Origin of the sequence: Oscillibacter sp. MSJ-31 (assembly GCF_018918025.1) — a bacterium.
In the GTDB taxonomy this organism is placed as follows: Bacteria; Bacillota; Clostridia; order Oscillospirales; family Oscillospiraceae; genus Hominicoprocola.
The window spans coordinates 116,586-131,938 of record NZ_JAHLPT010000001.1 but is presented as its reverse complement, the minus strand read 5'-3'; the positions used below and the strand labels follow the sequence as shown (position 1 = coordinate 131,938).

The 15,353-nt window shown below is 63.8% G+C and carries 15 protein-coding genes and 1 other RNA gene; 13 read left to right on the top strand and 3 right to left on the bottom strand.

Annotation, left to right across the window (positions count from 1 at the left end; translation table 11 throughout):
* Positions 1 to 35: 35 nt before the first annotated feature.
* The 5 genes from KQI17_RS00530 (at position 36) to KQI17_RS00510 (ending at position 2,977) form a co-directional block, all read left to right on the top strand.
* Positions 36 to 314, top strand: coding sequence for a zinc-ribbon domain containing protein (locus KQI17_RS00530; protein WP_216494264.1), 279 nt, complete (start codon positions 36 to 38; stop codon positions 312 to 314).
* Positions 315 to 492: 178 nt separating this feature from the next.
* The gene (locus KQI17_RS00525) at positions 493 to 705 is read left to right on the top strand and encodes a DUF1858 domain-containing protein (RefSeq protein ID WP_022018232.1); all 213 of its coding nucleotides are present in this window, start codon (positions 493 to 495) and stop codon (positions 703 to 705) included.
* A 64-nt stretch (positions 706 to 769) separates the two neighbouring features.
* Entirely contained in the window at positions 770 to 1,468 is a 699-nt protein-coding gene (locus KQI17_RS00520; RefSeq protein WP_216494263.1) for a class I SAM-dependent methyltransferase, read from the top strand.
* Entirely contained in the window at positions 1,452 to 2,225 is a 774-nt protein-coding gene (locus KQI17_RS00515; RefSeq protein WP_216494262.1) for a Nif3-like dinuclear metal center hexameric protein, read from the top strand. Before KQI17_RS00520 ends, KQI17_RS00515 begins: the two co-directional genes overlap by 17 nt.
* A 14-nt stretch (positions 2,226 to 2,239) precedes the next feature.
* The gene (locus KQI17_RS00510; RefSeq protein ID WP_216494261.1) at positions 2,240 to 2,977 is read left to right on the top strand and encodes a YebC/PmpR family DNA-binding transcriptional regulator; all 738 of its coding nucleotides are present in this window, start codon (positions 2,240 to 2,242) and stop codon (positions 2,975 to 2,977) included.
* 54 nt (positions 2,978 to 3,031) lie between these two features.
* On the opposite strand, the gene rnpB is transcribed toward KQI17_RS00510, so the two are convergent.
* Positions 3,032 to 3,390, bottom strand: an RNA gene (gene rnpB / locus KQI17_RS00505) — RNase P RNA component class A.
* Positions 3,391 to 3,521: 131 nt separating this feature from the next.
* Here rnpB and murD point away from each other — a divergent pair.
* From murD to KQI17_RS00475, 6 genes are all read left to right on the top strand, one after another.
* Positions 3,522 to 4,913 (top strand): UDP-N-acetylmuramoyl-L-alanine--D-glutamate ligase, encoded by a 1,392-nt coding sequence (murD, locus tag KQI17_RS00500; RefSeq protein WP_216494260.1) that lies wholly within the window; start codon positions 3,522 to 3,524, stop codon positions 4,911 to 4,913.
* Between the two features lie 45 nt (positions 4,914 to 4,958).
* Positions 4,959 to 5,654 (top strand): sporulation protein YunB, encoded by a 696-nt coding sequence (gene yunB / locus KQI17_RS00495; protein ID WP_216494259.1) that lies wholly within the window; start codon positions 4,959 to 4,961, stop codon positions 5,652 to 5,654.
* A 14-nt stretch (positions 5,655 to 5,668) separates the two neighbouring features.
* Complete coding sequence (gene ligA / locus KQI17_RS00490; RefSeq protein ID WP_216494258.1) at positions 5,669 to 7,702, top strand: NAD-dependent DNA ligase LigA; 2,034 nt, start codon at positions 5,669 to 5,671, stop codon at positions 7,700 to 7,702.
* A gap of 15 nt (positions 7,703 to 7,717) precedes the next feature.
* On the top strand, positions 7,718 to 8,212 hold the full coding sequence (locus KQI17_RS00485; protein WP_216494257.1) for a GNAT family N-acetyltransferase: 495 nt from the start codon (positions 7,718 to 7,720) through the stop codon (positions 8,210 to 8,212).
* 120 nt (positions 8,213 to 8,332) lie between these two features.
* Complete coding sequence (locus KQI17_RS00480) at positions 8,333 to 9,187, top strand: hypothetical protein (RefSeq protein WP_216494256.1); 855 nt, start codon at positions 8,333 to 8,335, stop codon at positions 9,185 to 9,187.
* A 117-nt stretch (positions 9,188 to 9,304) separates the two neighbouring features.
* The gene (locus tag KQI17_RS00475) at positions 9,305 to 11,785 is read left to right on the top strand and encodes a LuxR C-terminal-related transcriptional regulator (RefSeq protein WP_216494255.1); all 2,481 of its coding nucleotides are present in this window, start codon (positions 9,305 to 9,307) and stop codon (positions 11,783 to 11,785) included.
* A 38-nt stretch (positions 11,786 to 11,823) separates the two neighbouring features.
* Here the strand turns inward: KQI17_RS00475 and KQI17_RS00470 are convergent, their stop codons facing one another.
* Positions 11,824 to 12,420, bottom strand: coding sequence for a manganese catalase family protein (locus KQI17_RS00470; RefSeq protein WP_216494254.1), 597 nt, complete (start codon positions 12,418 to 12,420; stop codon positions 11,824 to 11,826).
* Positions 12,420 to 12,872 (bottom strand): spore coat protein CotJB, encoded by a 453-nt coding sequence (locus KQI17_RS00465; protein WP_022018202.1) that lies wholly within the window; start codon positions 12,870 to 12,872, stop codon positions 12,420 to 12,422. Before KQI17_RS00465 ends, KQI17_RS00470 begins: the two co-directional genes overlap by 1 nt.
* 190 nt (positions 12,873 to 13,062) lie before the next feature.
* On the opposite strand from KQI17_RS00465, the gene KQI17_RS00460 reads away from it, so the two are divergent.
* Together KQI17_RS00460 and radA are read left to right on the top strand one after the other, a co-directional pair.
* On the top strand, positions 13,063 to 13,764 hold the full coding sequence (locus KQI17_RS00460) for an N-acetylmuramoyl-L-alanine amidase (protein ID WP_253285608.1): 702 nt from the start codon (positions 13,063 to 13,065) through the stop codon (positions 13,762 to 13,764).
* Positions 13,765 to 13,786: 22 nt separating this feature from the next.
* Complete coding sequence (radA, locus tag KQI17_RS00455) at positions 13,787 to 15,151, top strand: DNA repair protein RadA (protein WP_216494252.1); 1,365 nt, start codon at positions 13,787 to 13,789, stop codon at positions 15,149 to 15,151.
* Positions 15,152 to 15,353: the final 202 nt, after the last annotated feature.

The following is a 15,353-nucleotide window of genomic DNA, read 5'->3' as shown; positions in this document are numbered from 1 at the left end:
ATATTTTTTTCTAAAAGCAAAGAGAGGGTAAAATCATGTACGAAGACAAGACTTTAGTTTGCAAAGAGTGCGGCAACGAGTTCGTGTTCACCGCCGGTGAGCAGGAGTTCTACGCGGAGCGCGGCTTCCAGAACGAGCCCCAGCGCTGCAAGGCCTGCCGCGACGCTCGCAAGAACGCCGCCCGTGGTCCCCGCGAGTACTTCACCGCTGTCTGCGCTGCCTGCGGCGGCGAGGCGAAGGTTCCCTTCGAGCCCAAGTCCGATCGTCCCGTCTATTGCAGCGACTGCTTCGCCAAGATGAAGGAGCAGGGCTAAGTCATTGCTTTGACTTTTCCGAAAGCGACCGTCTCCGGACGGTCGCTTTTCTGCGTTCTGTTCCGGTCGTCCGCGTCCGTATCGAACGAATGCGGCACGTTTGCATTTTTTCCTATTGAAAAAACGCGGAAAATGGGGTAAACTATCTCCGACATTCTTTTCCGGAGGTATTTTCAAAATGGTTGAGATCACGAAAGACACCATCATCGGTGATATTCTTGACGTCGCTCCGCAGACCGCGCCGATCTTCTTCGGCATCGGGATGCACTGCCTCGGCTGCCCCGCGTCCCGCGGCGAGACCGTGGAGGAGGCCTGCGCCGTGCACGGCGTGGACGTGGACAAGCTCCTTGCGCTCGTGAACGAGGAAGCGAACAAGCCCGCCGAGGAATAACCGGACAGGCCGGAAGGCGCATACGCTCGTATGCGCCTTTTTCTGCTGCAAAGGAGGTCGCGCCGTGACAAGAGAATTATCGCTTCAGCCGCGGCTCGCGCTGCTCGCGTCGCTCGTGCCGCAGGGCGCTGTGCTCGCCGACGTCGGCACCGACCACGGCTACATACCGGTCTGCCTGCGGCAGAGAGGCGTGATCGACCGCGCCATCGCGTCCGACATCGGGCGGGAGCCGCTGGAGCACGCCCGCCGCACCGCGGAGGAATATGCCGTCGGCGGCATCGACCTCCGTCTCTGCGCGGGGCTTGACGCCATCGCGCCGGAGGAGTGCGACACCGTCCTCATCGCCGGCATGGGCGGCGAGACCATTTGGGGCATCCTTGCCGCAGCGCCGTGGACGCGCGACGGGCGGCACACGCTGCTGCTCCAGCCGCAGACGAAGATCGAGGAGCTGCGGCTCCGGCTCTGCGAGAACGGCTACGCCGTCACGCGCGAGCACCTTGTGCGCGACAAGGGAAAGCTCTACGTCGTGATGACCGTCACGGCAGGGGAGCGATACACCCCCGGCGCGGAGCAGCTCTACGGCGGCCTTGCGCTCGAGCGCGAGGCGCTCTACGGGGACTATCTCGCCCATCAGATCGCGCGTCTGCGCCGCCGGGCCGAGGGCCTGCGGCAGTCGGGCAGCGGCGAAGCGGACGGCTTTGCCGCGCTGGCGGACGCGCTGGAAGCAAAGAAAGGGAAGTGGGAACATGACAACGGCACATGACATTGAACGCAGTCTCTACGACTGGGCGCCGCGCGAGCTGGCGATGGCCTGGGACAACGTCGGCCTGCTCGTCGGCGATCCGGCGCAGGAGGTCCGAAGAGTCCTCGTGGCGCTGGACATCACGCAGGGCGTTGCGGAGGAGGCGGTCGAGCGCGGCGCGCAGATGATCGTCTCGCACCATCCGGTGATGAACTGCGCGTGGCACGAGGTGCAGACGCTCCGCGCGGACGACGCGCAGGGAAGGCTTCTGCGCTATCTCGTGCGGCACGGCCTCGCGGCGTGCTGTATGCACACCAATTTGGACGCGGCGGACGGCGGCGTGAACGACTGTCTGGCGCACGCGCTGGGTCTTTCGGGCCTTTCCATGCTCAATGAGGAAAAAATCGGGCGCATCGGCACACTTTCCTGTGAAATTCCTCTTGAAGAGTTCCTGCCTGCTGTGGTAAAATCATTAGGATGCAGCGGTCTGCGGTTCCGCGACGGCGGAAAGCCGGTCCATCGCGTAGCTGTCGGCGGCGGCGCCTGCCGCGACTACATCCCGCAGGCCATCGCGCAGGGCTGCGATACCTTCGTCACCGCCGACCTGCGCTACAACGACTTCCTCGATACCCACGGTCTCAACCTCATCGACGCCGGCCATTATCCGACCGAGAACGTCGTGTGCGAGGCGGTCCGCGCGTATCTCGCGAAGTCCTTCCCTCTGCTTGAGGTCGTACGCTCCGCGTCGCATCACGACGCCATTCAATACTATCTGTAAGGAGAAGATCAACTATGTCCGGACATTCCAAATGGCACAATATCCAAAAGACCAAGGGCGCGGCAGACGCCAAGCGCAGCGCGGCGTTCACCAAGATCGCCAAGGAGATCATCGTCGCCGTCAAGCAGGGCGGCAGCGGCGACCCGGCGAATAACTCCCGCCTCGCCACCGTCATCGCCAAGGCCAAGGCGAACAATATGCCCAACGACAACATCAAGCGCACCATCGACAAGGCGCTCGGCTCCGGCAACACGGACAACTACGAGTCCGTCACCTACGAGGGCTACGGCCCCGGCGGCGTCGCCGTCATCGTCGAGGCGCTGACCGATAACCGCCAGCGCACCGCACCCGAGGTCCGCCACTACTTCGACAAGTTCGGCAAGGGCATGGGCGCGCAGGGCTGCGTGAGCTGGTCGTTCGACCGCAAGGGCGTCATCATCATCGACAACGAGGACGGCGACTACGATGAGGACACCGTCATGATGGACGCGCTCGAGGCCGGCGCAGCCGACTTCACCGCCGACGGTCCCGTGTTTGAGATCACCACCGATCCCGACGCCTTCAACGACGTCATCGCCGCGCTTGAAGCCAAGGGCTACACCTTTGCCAGCGCCGACATCAGCCTCGTCCCGCAGACCTACGTCAAGCTCACGAGCGAGGAGGACGTCAAGAACATGGAAAAGCTGCTCGATATGCTCGAGGACAACGAGGACGTGCAGAACACCTACCACAACTGGGAGACCGAGGACTAAGGTACATAGAAATAACGAAAAGACCGACGGCGTGCCGTCGGTCTTTTCATATTCATTGCGAGCAAGACTGTAAGCCGGGTTCTGTATCTGGCAGTCATCTATCTACGCGCCGCGTTGCCGCGGAGCTCCAGCCACCCCGGGAGCGGTCGGGCAAACCTTGGGGCGCGAAGCCCCTGCTCCCATACCGGTGTTGCTCCGGATAGAGTTTACAGCGTCGGACACTCTCGAGCCGACGGGTGCGCTCTTACCGCACCTTTCCACCTTTTCCCATATTGCTACGGGTAGTCTATTTCTGTTGCACTTTTCCTCAGATCGCTCTGGGCGGGCGTTACCCGTTATCCTTGCCCTGTGGAGCCCGGACTTTCCTCACAGCAAGCCTTTCGGCTTTGCCGCGCGACCGCCTGTCTTACTCGCGCTCCTTATTGTAAAGGACGAAGCGGGCAAAGTCAAGAAACAAAAATTTGTGCAGGGAAATCGTTGATAAAATACGGCGGGCGCGGTATAATTTTATATATTGTGAATGTTCAGAGGGGAGTATTTGTGTATGACGCTGCACGAATATCTGCAAGGCATGAAGGGAAAGACCGCCGCGGTCATCGGCCTCGGCGTGAGCAACCGTCCGCTCGTGGAGCTGCTGGCGCGGAACGGTGTGAAGGTCATCGCCTGCGACAGGAAGGAGCGCGCGGCGCTCGGCGGCGCGGCGGCGCACTACGAGGCGCTCGGCGCGGTGCTGCACCTCGGCGAGGGCTATCTGCGCAATCTGGACGCGGACGTCGTCTTCCGCACGCCCGGGATGCGGCCCGACGTGCCGGAGCTGCTGGAGGCGAAGGCGCACGGCGCGGTCATCACGAGCGAGATGGAGGCGTTCTTCGCCGTCTGTCCGTGTCCGATCATCGGCGTGACCGGCAGCGACGGCAAGACCACCACCGCGAGCGTCATTGCCGAGCTTCTCAAGGCCGAGGGACGGCGCGTGTGGCTCGGCGGCAACATCGGCCGTCCGCTGCTCGCGGACGCGGAGCAGATGACGCCGGACGATCTTGCGGTGCTGGAGCTTTCGTCGTTCCAGCTGATGGATATGCCGTACTCGCCGCAGGTCGCGGTGCTGACGAACCTCGCCCCGAACCATCTGGACGTGCACCGCGACATGGCGGAGTACATCGCGTCCAAGGAAAATATTTACCTGCACCAGAGCGCGCGGGACACCGCCATCTTCAACGCCGACAACGCCATCACGCGCGATCTGAGCGGCAAGGCGGTCGGACGCGTGCGTCTGTTCTCGCGGCAGGAGGAGGTCGCCGACGGCGCGTTCGTGCGCGGCGGCGCGATCTGGCTGCGCGATGCGGCAGGGGAGCGCGAGGTCCTGCCGCTGGCGGACATCCGCCTTCCCGGCTGGCACAATGTGGAAAACTATATGGCGGCGCTCCTTGCCGTGGACGGACTTGTGCGCGATGAGACCGTCCGCCGCGTCGCGCGGGAGTTTGCCGGTGTGGAGCACCGCATCGAGTTCGTGCGCGAGCTGCACGGTGTCCGCTATTACAACGATTCCATCGCCACCAGTCCCACGCGCACCATCGCGGGGCTGCGCGCCTTCCCGCACAAGGTCGTGCTGATCGCGGGAGGGTATGACAAGCACATTCCCTTTGCACCCCTTGCGCCCGAGGTGGTCGAGCACGTCAAGACGCTCATCCTCTGCGGCGCGACCGCCGACGCCATCGAGCGCGCGGTGGTGGAGAGCGAAGCCTATGAGACCGCAGCGGAGCGGCCGCGGATCCTCCGCTGCAAGGACCTGCAGGAGGCGGTGGACGCCGCCTACTTCTGCGCCGAGAGCGGCGATGTGGTGACGCTCTCGCCCGCCTGCGCCGCCTTCGACTGCTACGCAAACTTTATGGAGCGCGGCAGGGCCTACAAGGAAATGGTGAAAAAGCTCGGCGAATAGGGAAAAGCCGTGGGCGCATAGATTCTCCCGAAAGGGGGAACGCCCATGCGCCGCTATATGCGCCGCGGCATGACGGGGTGGGAGAAACGCCGGCTGCTGCTTTTCCTTGTCTGCGCCGCGCTCATCGCGCTCGCCGTCACCGCGATGACGCAGCTTCGGCCCATTCTCACGAGCCTTGCCACCGCGCGCGTCTCGAACGCCGTCACGCGCGTCGTGAACACCTCGGTGAACGAAACGCTCTACGACGCCGGTGTGGACTACGACCGCCTGATCTCGCTGGAAAAGGACAACGAGGGACATATCACGGCGGTCAAGAGCAACATGGCGGAGTTCAACCGATTGCAGTCCGCCGTGCTCGCGGACGTGCTGCAAAGGCTCTCGGAGGTCTCCACGCGCGAGCTGGCCATCCCGCTCGGGAGTCTGACCGGCTCGCCGCTGCTCGCGGGCCGCGGGCCGCTCCTGCACATCAAAATGCAGTCGGTCGGCTCGTCCTCGGCGCACTTTGAGAATGCCTTCGCCTCCGCGGGCATCAACCAGACGCGCCACGAGATCCGGCTGGTGGTGGACGTGTATGTGAGCGTCCTGCTGCCGGGCTTTTCGACCGTCACCAAGGTCACCAACCGCTGCGCCGTCGCCGAGACGGTCATCGTCGGCTCCGTGCCGGATACCTACACCTACTTCGACACACGCGAGGATATGTCCTCCACCGCCGAGGACTTCATTATGAACAACGCCGGATAAAAGGGGAGAACGCCATGGACTACAAGGAACGCATAAAGGAGCTGCGCGACACGCTCAACGCGCACTCGTACCGCTACTATGTGCTCGACGAGCCGAGCATCAGCGACTATGAATACGATATGCTCCAGCGCGAGCTGGCCAATCTGGAGAAGGAGCACCCCGAGGAGATCACGCCGGACTCGCCCACGCAGCGCGTGGGCGGCATGGCGCTGACGAAGTTCGAGCCGGTGACGCACGCCGTCCCGCTCGAGAGCCTGCAGGACTCCTTCTCCGACGCCGAGGTCGTGGACTTCGACGAGAAGGTGCGCGAGCAGCTCGAGCACGTCGAATACAGCGTAGAGCCGAAGGTGGACGGTCTGTCCGTCGCGCTCGAGTACCGCGACGGCGTGTTCGTCCGCGGCGCCACGCGCGGCGATGGGCGCGTGGGCGAGGACGTGACGGAGAATCTGCGCACGATCCAGTCCATTCCCATGGTGCTGCCGGAGAAGCTGCCGCGCCTCATCGTGCGCGGCGAGGTCTACATGGCGAAAAAGGTCTTTGCCGCGCTCAACGCCGAGCGCGAGGAGAACGGGGAGCAGACCTTTGCCAATCCCCGCAACGCCGCCGCCGGCTCGCTGCGCCAGCTTGACCCGAGGATTGCGGCGAAGCGCCGGCTGGATATTGCCGTTTTCAACCTCCAGCTCGCCGAGGGGCGGACCTTCACGACCCACGCCGAGACGCTTGCTTATCTGCGCACGCAGAAATTCAAGGTCATCGGCAACAAGGTGGTCGACAACGTGCAGGACGCGCTTGCGGAGATCCGCCGTCTCGGCGAGGAGCGCGCGGAGCTGCCCTACGATATGGACGGCGCAGTTGTAAAGCTAAATAGCCTTACAGACCGTGAAATTCTCGGCTCGACGAGCAAGGTGCCGCGCTGGGCCATCGCCTACAAGTACCCTCCCGAGGAGAAGGAGACCCGCGTGACGGACATCGTCGTGCAGGTGGGGCGCACGGGCGTGCTGACGCCGAAGGCGGTCTTTGAGCCGGTGCATCTGGCCGGAACGACCGTCACGAACGCGACGCTCCACAACCAGGACTTCATCGACGAGAAGGACATCCGCGTCGGCGACGCCATCGTGGTGCGCAAGGCGGGCGAGATCATTCCTGAGGTCGTGCGCGTGCTGAAGGACAAGCGTCCCGACGGCACGCAGCCCTACCGTCTGCCGGACCGCTGTCCGGTCTGCGGCGCGCCGGTCTACCGCGCCGAGGGCGAGAGCGCCACGCGCTGCACGGGCGCGGAGTGTCCCGCGCAGCTGCTGCGCAACCTCACACACTTCACCTCGCGCGAGGCGATGGACATTGACGGCGTCGGCCCCGCGCTGCTCGAGCAGCTGGTGAACGCCGGACTTGTCCGCAAGGCGTCCGACCTTTACAGTCTCGATGTGCAAACGCTTGCGCAGCTCGACCGCATGGGCCTCAAGAGCGCGCAGAACGCCGTCGCCGCCATTGATCGCTCCAAGCAGAACGATCTTTCCAAGCTGCTCTGCGCCCTCGGCATCCGCCAGATCGGCACAAAGGCCGCGCGTGTGCTCGCGCAACGCTTCGGCTCGATGGACGCGCTGATGAACGCCACGGTCGAGGAGCTGACCGCCGTGGATGACATCGGCGAGATCACCGCGCAGTTCCTGCAGCGCTGGTTCGCGGACGGGCAGTCCCGCGACCTCATCGAAAGCCTGAAAAACGCAGGCGTCAACATGACCAGCACGGAAGCCCCGCAGGACCTGCGCTTTGCGGGCAAGACCTTTGTGCTCACCGGCTCGCTCACGCGCTTCACGCGCGACGAGGCCGAGGCGCTCATCGCCGGCCACGGCGGCAAGGCCGCCGGCTCCGTCTCCAAAAAGACAAGCTATGTGGTCGCCGGAGAGGCCGCCGGAAGCAAGCTGCGCAAGGCGCAGGAGCTGGGCGTTCCGGTGCTCACGGAGGACGAATTTCTGGCGCTGCTCGGCGGCAAGGCCGAAGATGATCCGGAAAACGGCGAAAGCGGCGAACAGCTCGGCCTGTTTTCCTGAAAAGGAGAGCATTTGATGAACATTCGCACGGCAGAGCGCCGCGATCTTTCCGCGATGCTCGATATTTACAACTACGAGGTGAAAAACGGCACGGCGACCTTCGACGTAGAGCCCCGCGCGGGCGCGGTGGGGGAGGCGTGGTTCGCCGCGCACAACACCGGCAACCATCCGCTGCTCGTGGCGGAGGAGGACGGTAAGGTCCTCGGCTACGCCTCGCTCTCGCCCTACCGCGACTTCGACGCCTATCTGCAAACCGTTGAGCTTTCCGTTTACGTCGCGCCCGAGAGCCGCGGGCGCGGCATTGCGAGCGCGCTGATGGAGGCCGTTCTCCGTCTGGCGCGCGAGGACGCGGGCACGCACACGGTCGTTTCCGTCATCGCGGGCGGCAACGCGGCGAGCGTCCGCCTGCATGAGAAATTCGGCTTCACCTACTCCGGGACTCTGCATGAGGTGGGGCTGAAATTCGGCCGCTACCTCGATATCGTCAACTACGAGCTGCGCGTGGGCTGAGCAAAACGCGCCCGAAAAAAACATCGAAAAATCCGGAACTTTTTTCTGCTTTCCTTCGTCTATTCATGCAGGGCCGCGGCACGCGGTCAAAAAAACGATCTACTAAGGAGAACCATTCGCATGAAACGAACACTTTCCCTCATTCTCATCCTCACGATGCTGCTGTCTCTCGCCGCCTGCGGCAGCAAGGACGCCGCGCCGGCCGACGACGACAACGCGCCGCCGCAGGAGCAGGGCAGTGGAGATCCGCAGTCCGGCGGAACGACCGGGACGCCCGACGAGCCGGAGCAGCCCGAGCAGACGCAGCCGGCAGAGCAGGAGCCGACGGACAACAGCAAGCCCGAGCAGGAGCCGGCCGGGGAGCCTGAAAAGGAGCCTGCCAAGCAGCCTGAGCAGAAGCCCGAGCCCAAGCCGGCTGAAAAGCCTGCGGAGGAAAAGCCCGCAGAGCCGCCGACCGAGACGCCCAAGCCCGAGACCCCGGCAGAGGACAAGCCCGCCGCGGCTGTCGACGACGCGCTGACGATCCTCAACGCGATCTGGAATACATACAGCGATGAAGAAAAGTTCCCTGCCGCCGGTGGGGATTCCGAGCACGCCGTAGACGGCGCGCCCGGCAGCTTCGACGCGAGCAATGCCGACAGCCTCAGCTATCTGCTCACCTTCCCGGCGGACGACGCTTCGCTCATCGACAGCGCCGCCTCGCTCGTTCACATGATGAATATGAACACCTTCACCTGCGGCGCGTTCCATGTCGCCGACGCGAACAACGTCGCCAGGCTCGCGGACGACCTGCGCACGACCATTCAGGCCAAGCGCTGGATGTGCGGCTTCCCGGATAAGCTGGTCATCGTCACAGTCGGGCAGAGCGTGCTCTCCGTGTACGGAAACGAGGAGCTGGTCAACACCTTCCGCGATAAGCTCCTGACGAGCTATTCCGCCGCCACCGCCGTCTATGACGAGGCCATCAACGCATAAAACAGCAGAGAAGAAAAGAGGGATGCCGCGCATTCCTCTTTTCTTTTTGCCGCTTGCGAGCGGGCCGGTTTTCGTATAAAATGTGGTCAGAGCACATCGCCGCACGGAGGAAGCGCCATGCCAAAGCCAAAGTGGAAGTTGAACACCATCTACATATCCGAGCGGCTGCAGGAGAGCCTGCGGCCGATCTCCCGCTGCGCGCTGACCACCGTGGTCGCCCCGATGGGCTACGGAAAGACCACCGCGGTGAACTGGTATCTGGAGGAGCGTGCAAAGGCCGGGCCGCTGCGCGTCGTCCGCATCAGCGTGTATTCCGACAATCTTGCGATCTTCTGGCGGAGCGCGCAGGACGCCTTTGCCCGCGCGGGCATCGACCTGCTGCGGGAGTATGCCTGTCCCACGGACGCCGCCGGCGGCGGGCTGCTGGCGGACGATCTCTGCCATGAGCTGGCGGGGGAAACGCCCTGCTATCTGTTCATCGACGATTTTCACCTGCTCACAGACCAACGCGTGACCGCCTTTCTCTGTATGCTTGCGGGCCGCCTGCCCGCCAACGTCCACCTGATCATCGCCAGCCGCGACCGCTTTCTGCCCGCCGCGGAGATCGTCCGGCTGGGGGCGAGGGTCTACCGGCTCGGCACAGAGCAGCTGCGGCTGAACCACACGGAGCTGGCTGTTTACGCGCACCGCTGCGGCACGGAGCTTTCCGACGCGCAGGCGGAATCGCTGCTCTACTCCAGCGAGGGCTGGTTCTCCGCCGTCTACCTGAACCTGCGGACGCTCTCGGAGCATGGGACGCTGCCCGAACGTGATTCCGATATTTTCACCATGTTCACCGCTGCCATGATCGAGCCTCTGCCGCAGCGGCAGCAGGAATTTCTCGCGGTGATGGGTCTTGCCGACGAATTTACCGTGGAAATGGCGCGCTTTGTCACCGGGGACGCCGACGCGGAGGAGCTGCTCGCCGTGCTGACCGCGCAGAACGCCTTTGTCAAGCGTCTGCCGGACGGCGTGACCTACCGCTTCCACCACATGATGAAGGAATGTGCGGAGCGCACCTTCCGGACGCTGGACGCGGAGACGCAGCGGCGCTGCCGGGAGCGCTACGGCGCATGGTACGAGGGGCGAGGGCAGTATCTTCACGCCATGGCGGCCTACCGGCGCTGCGGGGACTACGACGCGTTGCTGCGCGTGGTGCAGGAGGATGCGGGCATCCTGCTCGCGTCGCTGCCCCCGTCGGAGGTGCTGGCCGCTCTCGACGAATGTCCCGCCGATGCTCTGAAGGCGCACCCGTTCGCACTTCTGGTGTTGATGCGCAGTATGTTCAACTGGCGCAATATCCCGAAAATGCTGGAGCTCAAGGCGCTCCTGCTCGCCGCACTGGAGGAGCATCCCGAGCTGCCCGCGCAGGAGCGCGGCAACCTGCTGGGCGAATGCGACCTTATCATGAGCTTCCTCTGCTATAACGACATCAGCGCCATGAGCCGTCTGCACCGCAGCGCCAGCGCGCAGATGTCCCGTCCCGCCATCAGCATCCGCTCGAACGGCGGCTGGACCTTCGGCTCGCCGTCCGTGCTGATGATGTTCTACCGCGCCCCGGGCGAGCTTGCGGGCGAGCTTGCCGAGATGGCCGAATGTATGCCGCACTACTATAAGATCACCAACGGTCACGGTCAGGGCGCGGAGACCATCATGCGCGCCGAGGCCGCCTTTGTGCAGGGACGCTTCACCGACGCGCATATCGCACTGGAGAGCGCCTACGCGCAGATCGAGGGCAACGGGCAGGAGAATATGGCGCTCTGCTGCGACTTCCTCGCGCAGCGCCTCTCCCGGTATGCGGAGGTCGATCCTCACCGAAGCTTTGCCGAGCGCCGTGCGGAGCTGCTGCGGCACCACAACGCCTCGTGGCTCAACCTCTGGAACGCCGTCAGCGCCTACTGCCACGCTCTGCGGGGCGAGACCGAACTAATTCCGGAGGTCTTTGCCGAGCACCGCCTCGCCTCGGTCAGCATCCTCGCGCCGGGCCGGCCGATGATCGAGATGATCGAAAATCAGGTGTATCTTGCCCAGGGCGCTTACGCCAAGGTGATCGGCCGCAGCGAAGGTCTGCTCGCCCTGTGCGAGGGGATGCACTATGCGCTCGTCGCGCTGCACATTCGCCTTCAGACCGCGTCGGCCTATGAGCGGCTGGGCAAGCGCAGGGAAGCCGAGACGCTGCTGGCGCAGGCGCTTGCCGACGCCGCACCGGACGGCATCGTGATGCCGTTTGCGGAGAATTACCGCTATCTCAAGCCGCTGCTTGCCGCAGGCACGCAGACCGCGCTCACGGCGCGGGTGCTCGCGCTTGGCGAGGCAGGGGAGCGGCGGCAGAGCGGGACGGTCCGCCCCGCAGCGTTCGCCGTGCTGACGGAGCGGGAATATGCGCTGGTCGGCCTGATGGCACAGCGGCTGACGAACCGGGAGATCGCGGAAAAGCTGTTTCTCTCCGAGGGCAGCGTCAAGCAATATGTAAACCAGATCTATTCCAAGCTCCACATCGAGGGCGACCAGCGCACGAAGCGCAGGCGGCTCGCGGAGCTGCTCACGCAAAAGGCATGACATTGGGAGGACGTCCGCAGGGACGCCCTCCCGTTCCTTTATCGGTCGAAGCTGGGGTTGACGAAGTAGACGTTCTTCTCGCCGAGCTTTTCCTTGGCAAGCCGCAGCCCCTCGCCGAAGCGCTGGAAGTGCACGATCTCGCGCGCACGCAGGAACTTGATGACGTCGTTGACGTCGGGATCGTCGGAAAGGCGCAGGATGTTATCGTAGGTCACGCGCGCCTTCTGCTCGGCGGCGAGGTCCTCGGTGAGGTCGGCGATGGTATCGCCCGTGACCTGCATCGTCGCCGCCGACCACGGATAGCCGGAGGCGAACTGCGGGAACACGCCGGTCGTGTGGTCGACGAAATAGGTATCGAAGCCGGCCTCCTTGATCTGATCTACCGTGAGGTTCCGCGTGAGCTGATGGACGATGGTGCCGACCATCTCAAGATGCCCCAGCTCCTCGGTACCGATATCGGTCAGCAGGCCCTTGAGCTCGGGGTAGGGCATTGAGTAGCGCTGGCTCAGATACCGCAGCGAAGCGCCGAGCTCGCCGTCCGGGCCGCCGTACTGGCTGATGATCGCCGCGGCGAGCTTCGGGTTGGGGTTGGCGATCTTCACCGGATACTGCAATTTCTTTTCATAAACAAACATCAGTCGTTCCCTCCCAGATCCCACGGCCACGGATTATCGAGCCACTTATAGCTGCCCGGCGTCAGGTCGGTCTGAAGCAGCGGGCCGTACTTCTCCTGATACTTCTCCCGTCCCTCGCGCGCGAGCTTGATATACGACCAGTAGAGCGCCAGCACCTCCTGATCGTCGCGGTGCGTGGTGAGGTACAATCCCAGCTCGTCGATGGCGAAGTCAAGCGCCATCAGCTCGCTGAGCGCCGTGTTGGCGGCGGGGAAGCGGGTCTCCATGTCGGCGTGGAAGGGCAGGTTCAAGCCGGGGAACAGCGTGCCGGCCTGCAAAGCGTCCTGCTGGGAATAGCGTGCGGGGTTGTCGCACTGCACGGGAACATAGGGAAAGGCCAGCGGCGCACAGCTGCCCGGCAGACGGCCCTCCGTCGTGCCGCAGATCTTCACCGCCGTATCGTTCTTTTCCAAATGGGTCTCCTCCTTCTTGGCATTGAGCATTGCGCTCATACCAGTATACGCCGCGGCAAAAAAGAGGAAACAGGGCTTTTCTTTCCGCCCGATGTCTGCTACAATATGTCCATGGAAGAATAGAAAAAAGTCCCCGCGCATAGCGTTGCACGGGGTGAGGAAATTGATCGTTCTTCTGCGTAAAAAATTTTTGGCATTCGCAGCCCTGGTTCTGGGCGGCACCTTCATGCTGTGCGGCGTACTCACGCGCGAAGCCCGACCGGTCTTTCGGCCGGAGGGGATCCCGGAAACGCCCGTGATCGTCATTGACGCGGGACACGGCGGGGAGGACGGCGGCGCCGTTGCGGCGGACGGCACGGCGGAAAGCGGCATCAATCTTGCCATCGCGCAGGATCTCGACGCGCTGCTGCGCCTTCTCGGCTGTGAGACGAAGCTGACCCGCACGGAGGATGCCGCCATCTATTCCGACGGCGCGAGAACACTGCGGGAGAAGAAGGCCTCCGACCTTAAAAACCGTGTTGCGCTGGTGAACGAGACGCCGAACGCCGTGCTTTTGAGCATCCACCAGAACAGCCTTCCGGCCTCGCGGCGCGTCCACGGCGCGCAGGCGTTCCACGCCCGCACGGAGGGCAGCGAGGCGCTCGCCGAGAGCGTACAGGTCGCGCTCAACGCGGCGGTGAACCCGGGAAACGAGAAAAGCCGGAAGGTCATTGACAAAAGCGTTTATCTGATGAAAAACATCAGCTGTCCCGCGGTGCTGGTCGAGTGCGGCTTTCTCTCCAACGCGGAGGAGGCCGCAAGGCTCTGCGAGACGGACTATCAGCGCAAGCTGGCTGTGACCGTCGCCGCCGGCTTTCTCGCGGGACTCGCCGGTGGGCAAGCGGCAGCATAAGAAACAGAAAAGGGGAGACCCCATGAAGGCAAAAACCGTATTTTACTGCACCGAGTGCGGCAACGAGACCGCAAAGTGGGCGGGGCGCTGCCCGGCCTGCGGCGCATGGAATTCCATCGTGGAGCAGGCCGCGCCAAAGGCGTCGGCGGCAGGGAAGGGGCGCACCAAGGCGCTCGTGCGCAGCAAGGCGCATCCGATCGCCGAGCTGCAGACCGAGCAGGAGCTGCGCTTTTCGACCGGCATGGGTGAGCTGGACCGTGTGCTCGGCGGGGGAGCCGTCAAGGGCTCGCTGGTGCTCGTCGGCGGCGCGCCGGGCATCGGCAAATCAACGCTGATGCTGCAGATCTGCAGTCAGCTCTGCCGCTTTGCCAAGGTCCTGTATGTATCCGGCGAGGAATCGCCGCACCAGCTCAAGATGCGCGCCGAGCGGCTCAAGGTCGCGAGCGGGAACCTTTATGTGCTCTCGGAGACCTGTCTCGGCGACGTGCTCGAATGTGTCAGCGAGGAAGCGCCGGACATTCTGATCGTGGACTCCATCCAGACGCTCTACAACGAGGAGCTGGATTCGCCCGCGGGCAGCGTCAGTCAGGTCAAGGACTGCACGATGACGCTCATGCAGCTCGCCAAGGGGCAGGGCATCACGGTGTTTGTGATCGGCCACGTCAACAAGGAGGGCTCCATTGCCGGCCCCAAGGTGCTCGAGCACATGGTGGACTGCGTGCTCTATTTCGAGGGCGACCAGCACATGACCTACCGCATCCTCCGCGCGGCGAAGAACCGCTTCGGCGCGACGAATGAGATCGGCGTCTTTGAGATGGAAAACGACGGTCTCATTGAGGTCGAAAATCCCTCGGAAATGCTGCTCTCCGGCCGTCCTGCCGACGCGCCGGGCACCTGCGTGACCTGCGTGATGGAGGGCGCGCGGCCCGTGCTCGCGGAGATCCAGGCGCTGCTGGCAAGCTCGTCGTACCCGACGCCGCGGCGCACGAGCAACGGCTTTGACTACAACCGCGCGGCGATGCTGCTGGCGGTGCTGGAAAAGCGCGGACAGCTCAAGGTGTCACAGTGCGACGCGTATCTGAACATCATCGGCGGTCTGACGCTGGACGAGCCTGCCGCCGATCTCGCGGCCATTCTGGCGCTGGCGTCGAGCTATCTCGACAAGCCCATCGGCGCGCAGGTCGCCGCCATCGGCGAGGTCGGTCTGACCGGCGAGTTAAGGAACGTGAACAATCTGTCGCAACGGCTCAGCGAGGTGCGGCGGCTCGGCTTCACGGAGTGCATCATTCCAAAGCAGCATGGGAACCGTCTTGGACGTCCGGACGGCCTGAAGCTGACGGAGGTGCAGAATGTCGGTGAAGCGCTGCGCGTGCTGGCGAGGTCGTAACGCCGCTGACCGCAGAGCGCGGGATATAGTGTACGCAGGCGTTGCTGCGGCACGACGGCATCCCGCAGGCTGTGGAATACTTGAAGCCGCAGCGTCCGCCGGACTGGAACACGCAGTTGGCATGACAGAAAAGCTCGCTCATTCGATCAGACCCTTTCCAATGAAAAGTTTTCTCGGAAATAGTTTGCGCGAAGGAGCGACG

Excerpts from the sequence above, each read along its gene's own strand:
- murD (WP_216494260.1), top strand. The coding sequence starts at position 3,522 with ATGACGCTGCACGAATATCTGCAAGGCATGAAGGGAAAGACCGCCGCG.
- KQI17_RS00510 (WP_216494261.1), top strand. The coding sequence starts at position 2,240 with ATGTCCGGACATTCCAAATGGCACAATATCCAAAAGACCAAGGGCGCG.
- ligA (WP_216494258.1), top strand. The coding sequence starts at position 5,669 with ATGGACTACAAGGAACGCATAAAGGAGCTGCGCGACACGCTCAACGCG.
- KQI17_RS00515 (WP_216494262.1), top strand. The coding sequence starts at position 1,452 with ATGACAACGGCACATGACATTGAACGCAGTCTCTACGACTGGGCGCCG.
- yunB (WP_216494259.1), top strand. The coding sequence starts at position 4,959 with ATGCGCCGCTATATGCGCCGCGGCATGACGGGGTGGGAGAAACGCCGG.
- radA (WP_216494252.1), top strand. The coding sequence starts at position 13,787 with ATGAAGGCAAAAACCGTATTTTACTGCACCGAGTGCGGCAACGAGACC.
- KQI17_RS00485 (WP_216494257.1), top strand. The coding sequence starts at position 7,718 with ATGAACATTCGCACGGCAGAGCGCCGCGATCTTTCCGCGATGCTCGAT.
- KQI17_RS00530 (WP_216494264.1), top strand. The coding sequence starts at position 36 with ATGTACGAAGACAAGACTTTAGTTTGCAAAGAGTGCGGCAACGAGTTC.
- KQI17_RS00480 (WP_216494256.1), top strand. The coding sequence starts at position 8,333 with ATGAAACGAACACTTTCCCTCATTCTCATCCTCACGATGCTGCTGTCT.
- KQI17_RS00470 (WP_216494254.1), bottom strand. The coding sequence starts at position 12,420 with ATGTTTGTTTATGAAAAGAAATTGCAGTATCCGGTGAAGATCGCCAAC.
- KQI17_RS00525 (WP_022018232.1), top strand. The coding sequence starts at position 493 with ATGGTTGAGATCACGAAAGACACCATCATCGGTGATATTCTTGACGTC.
- KQI17_RS00475 (WP_216494255.1), top strand. The coding sequence starts at position 9,305 with ATGCCAAAGCCAAAGTGGAAGTTGAACACCATCTACATATCCGAGCGG.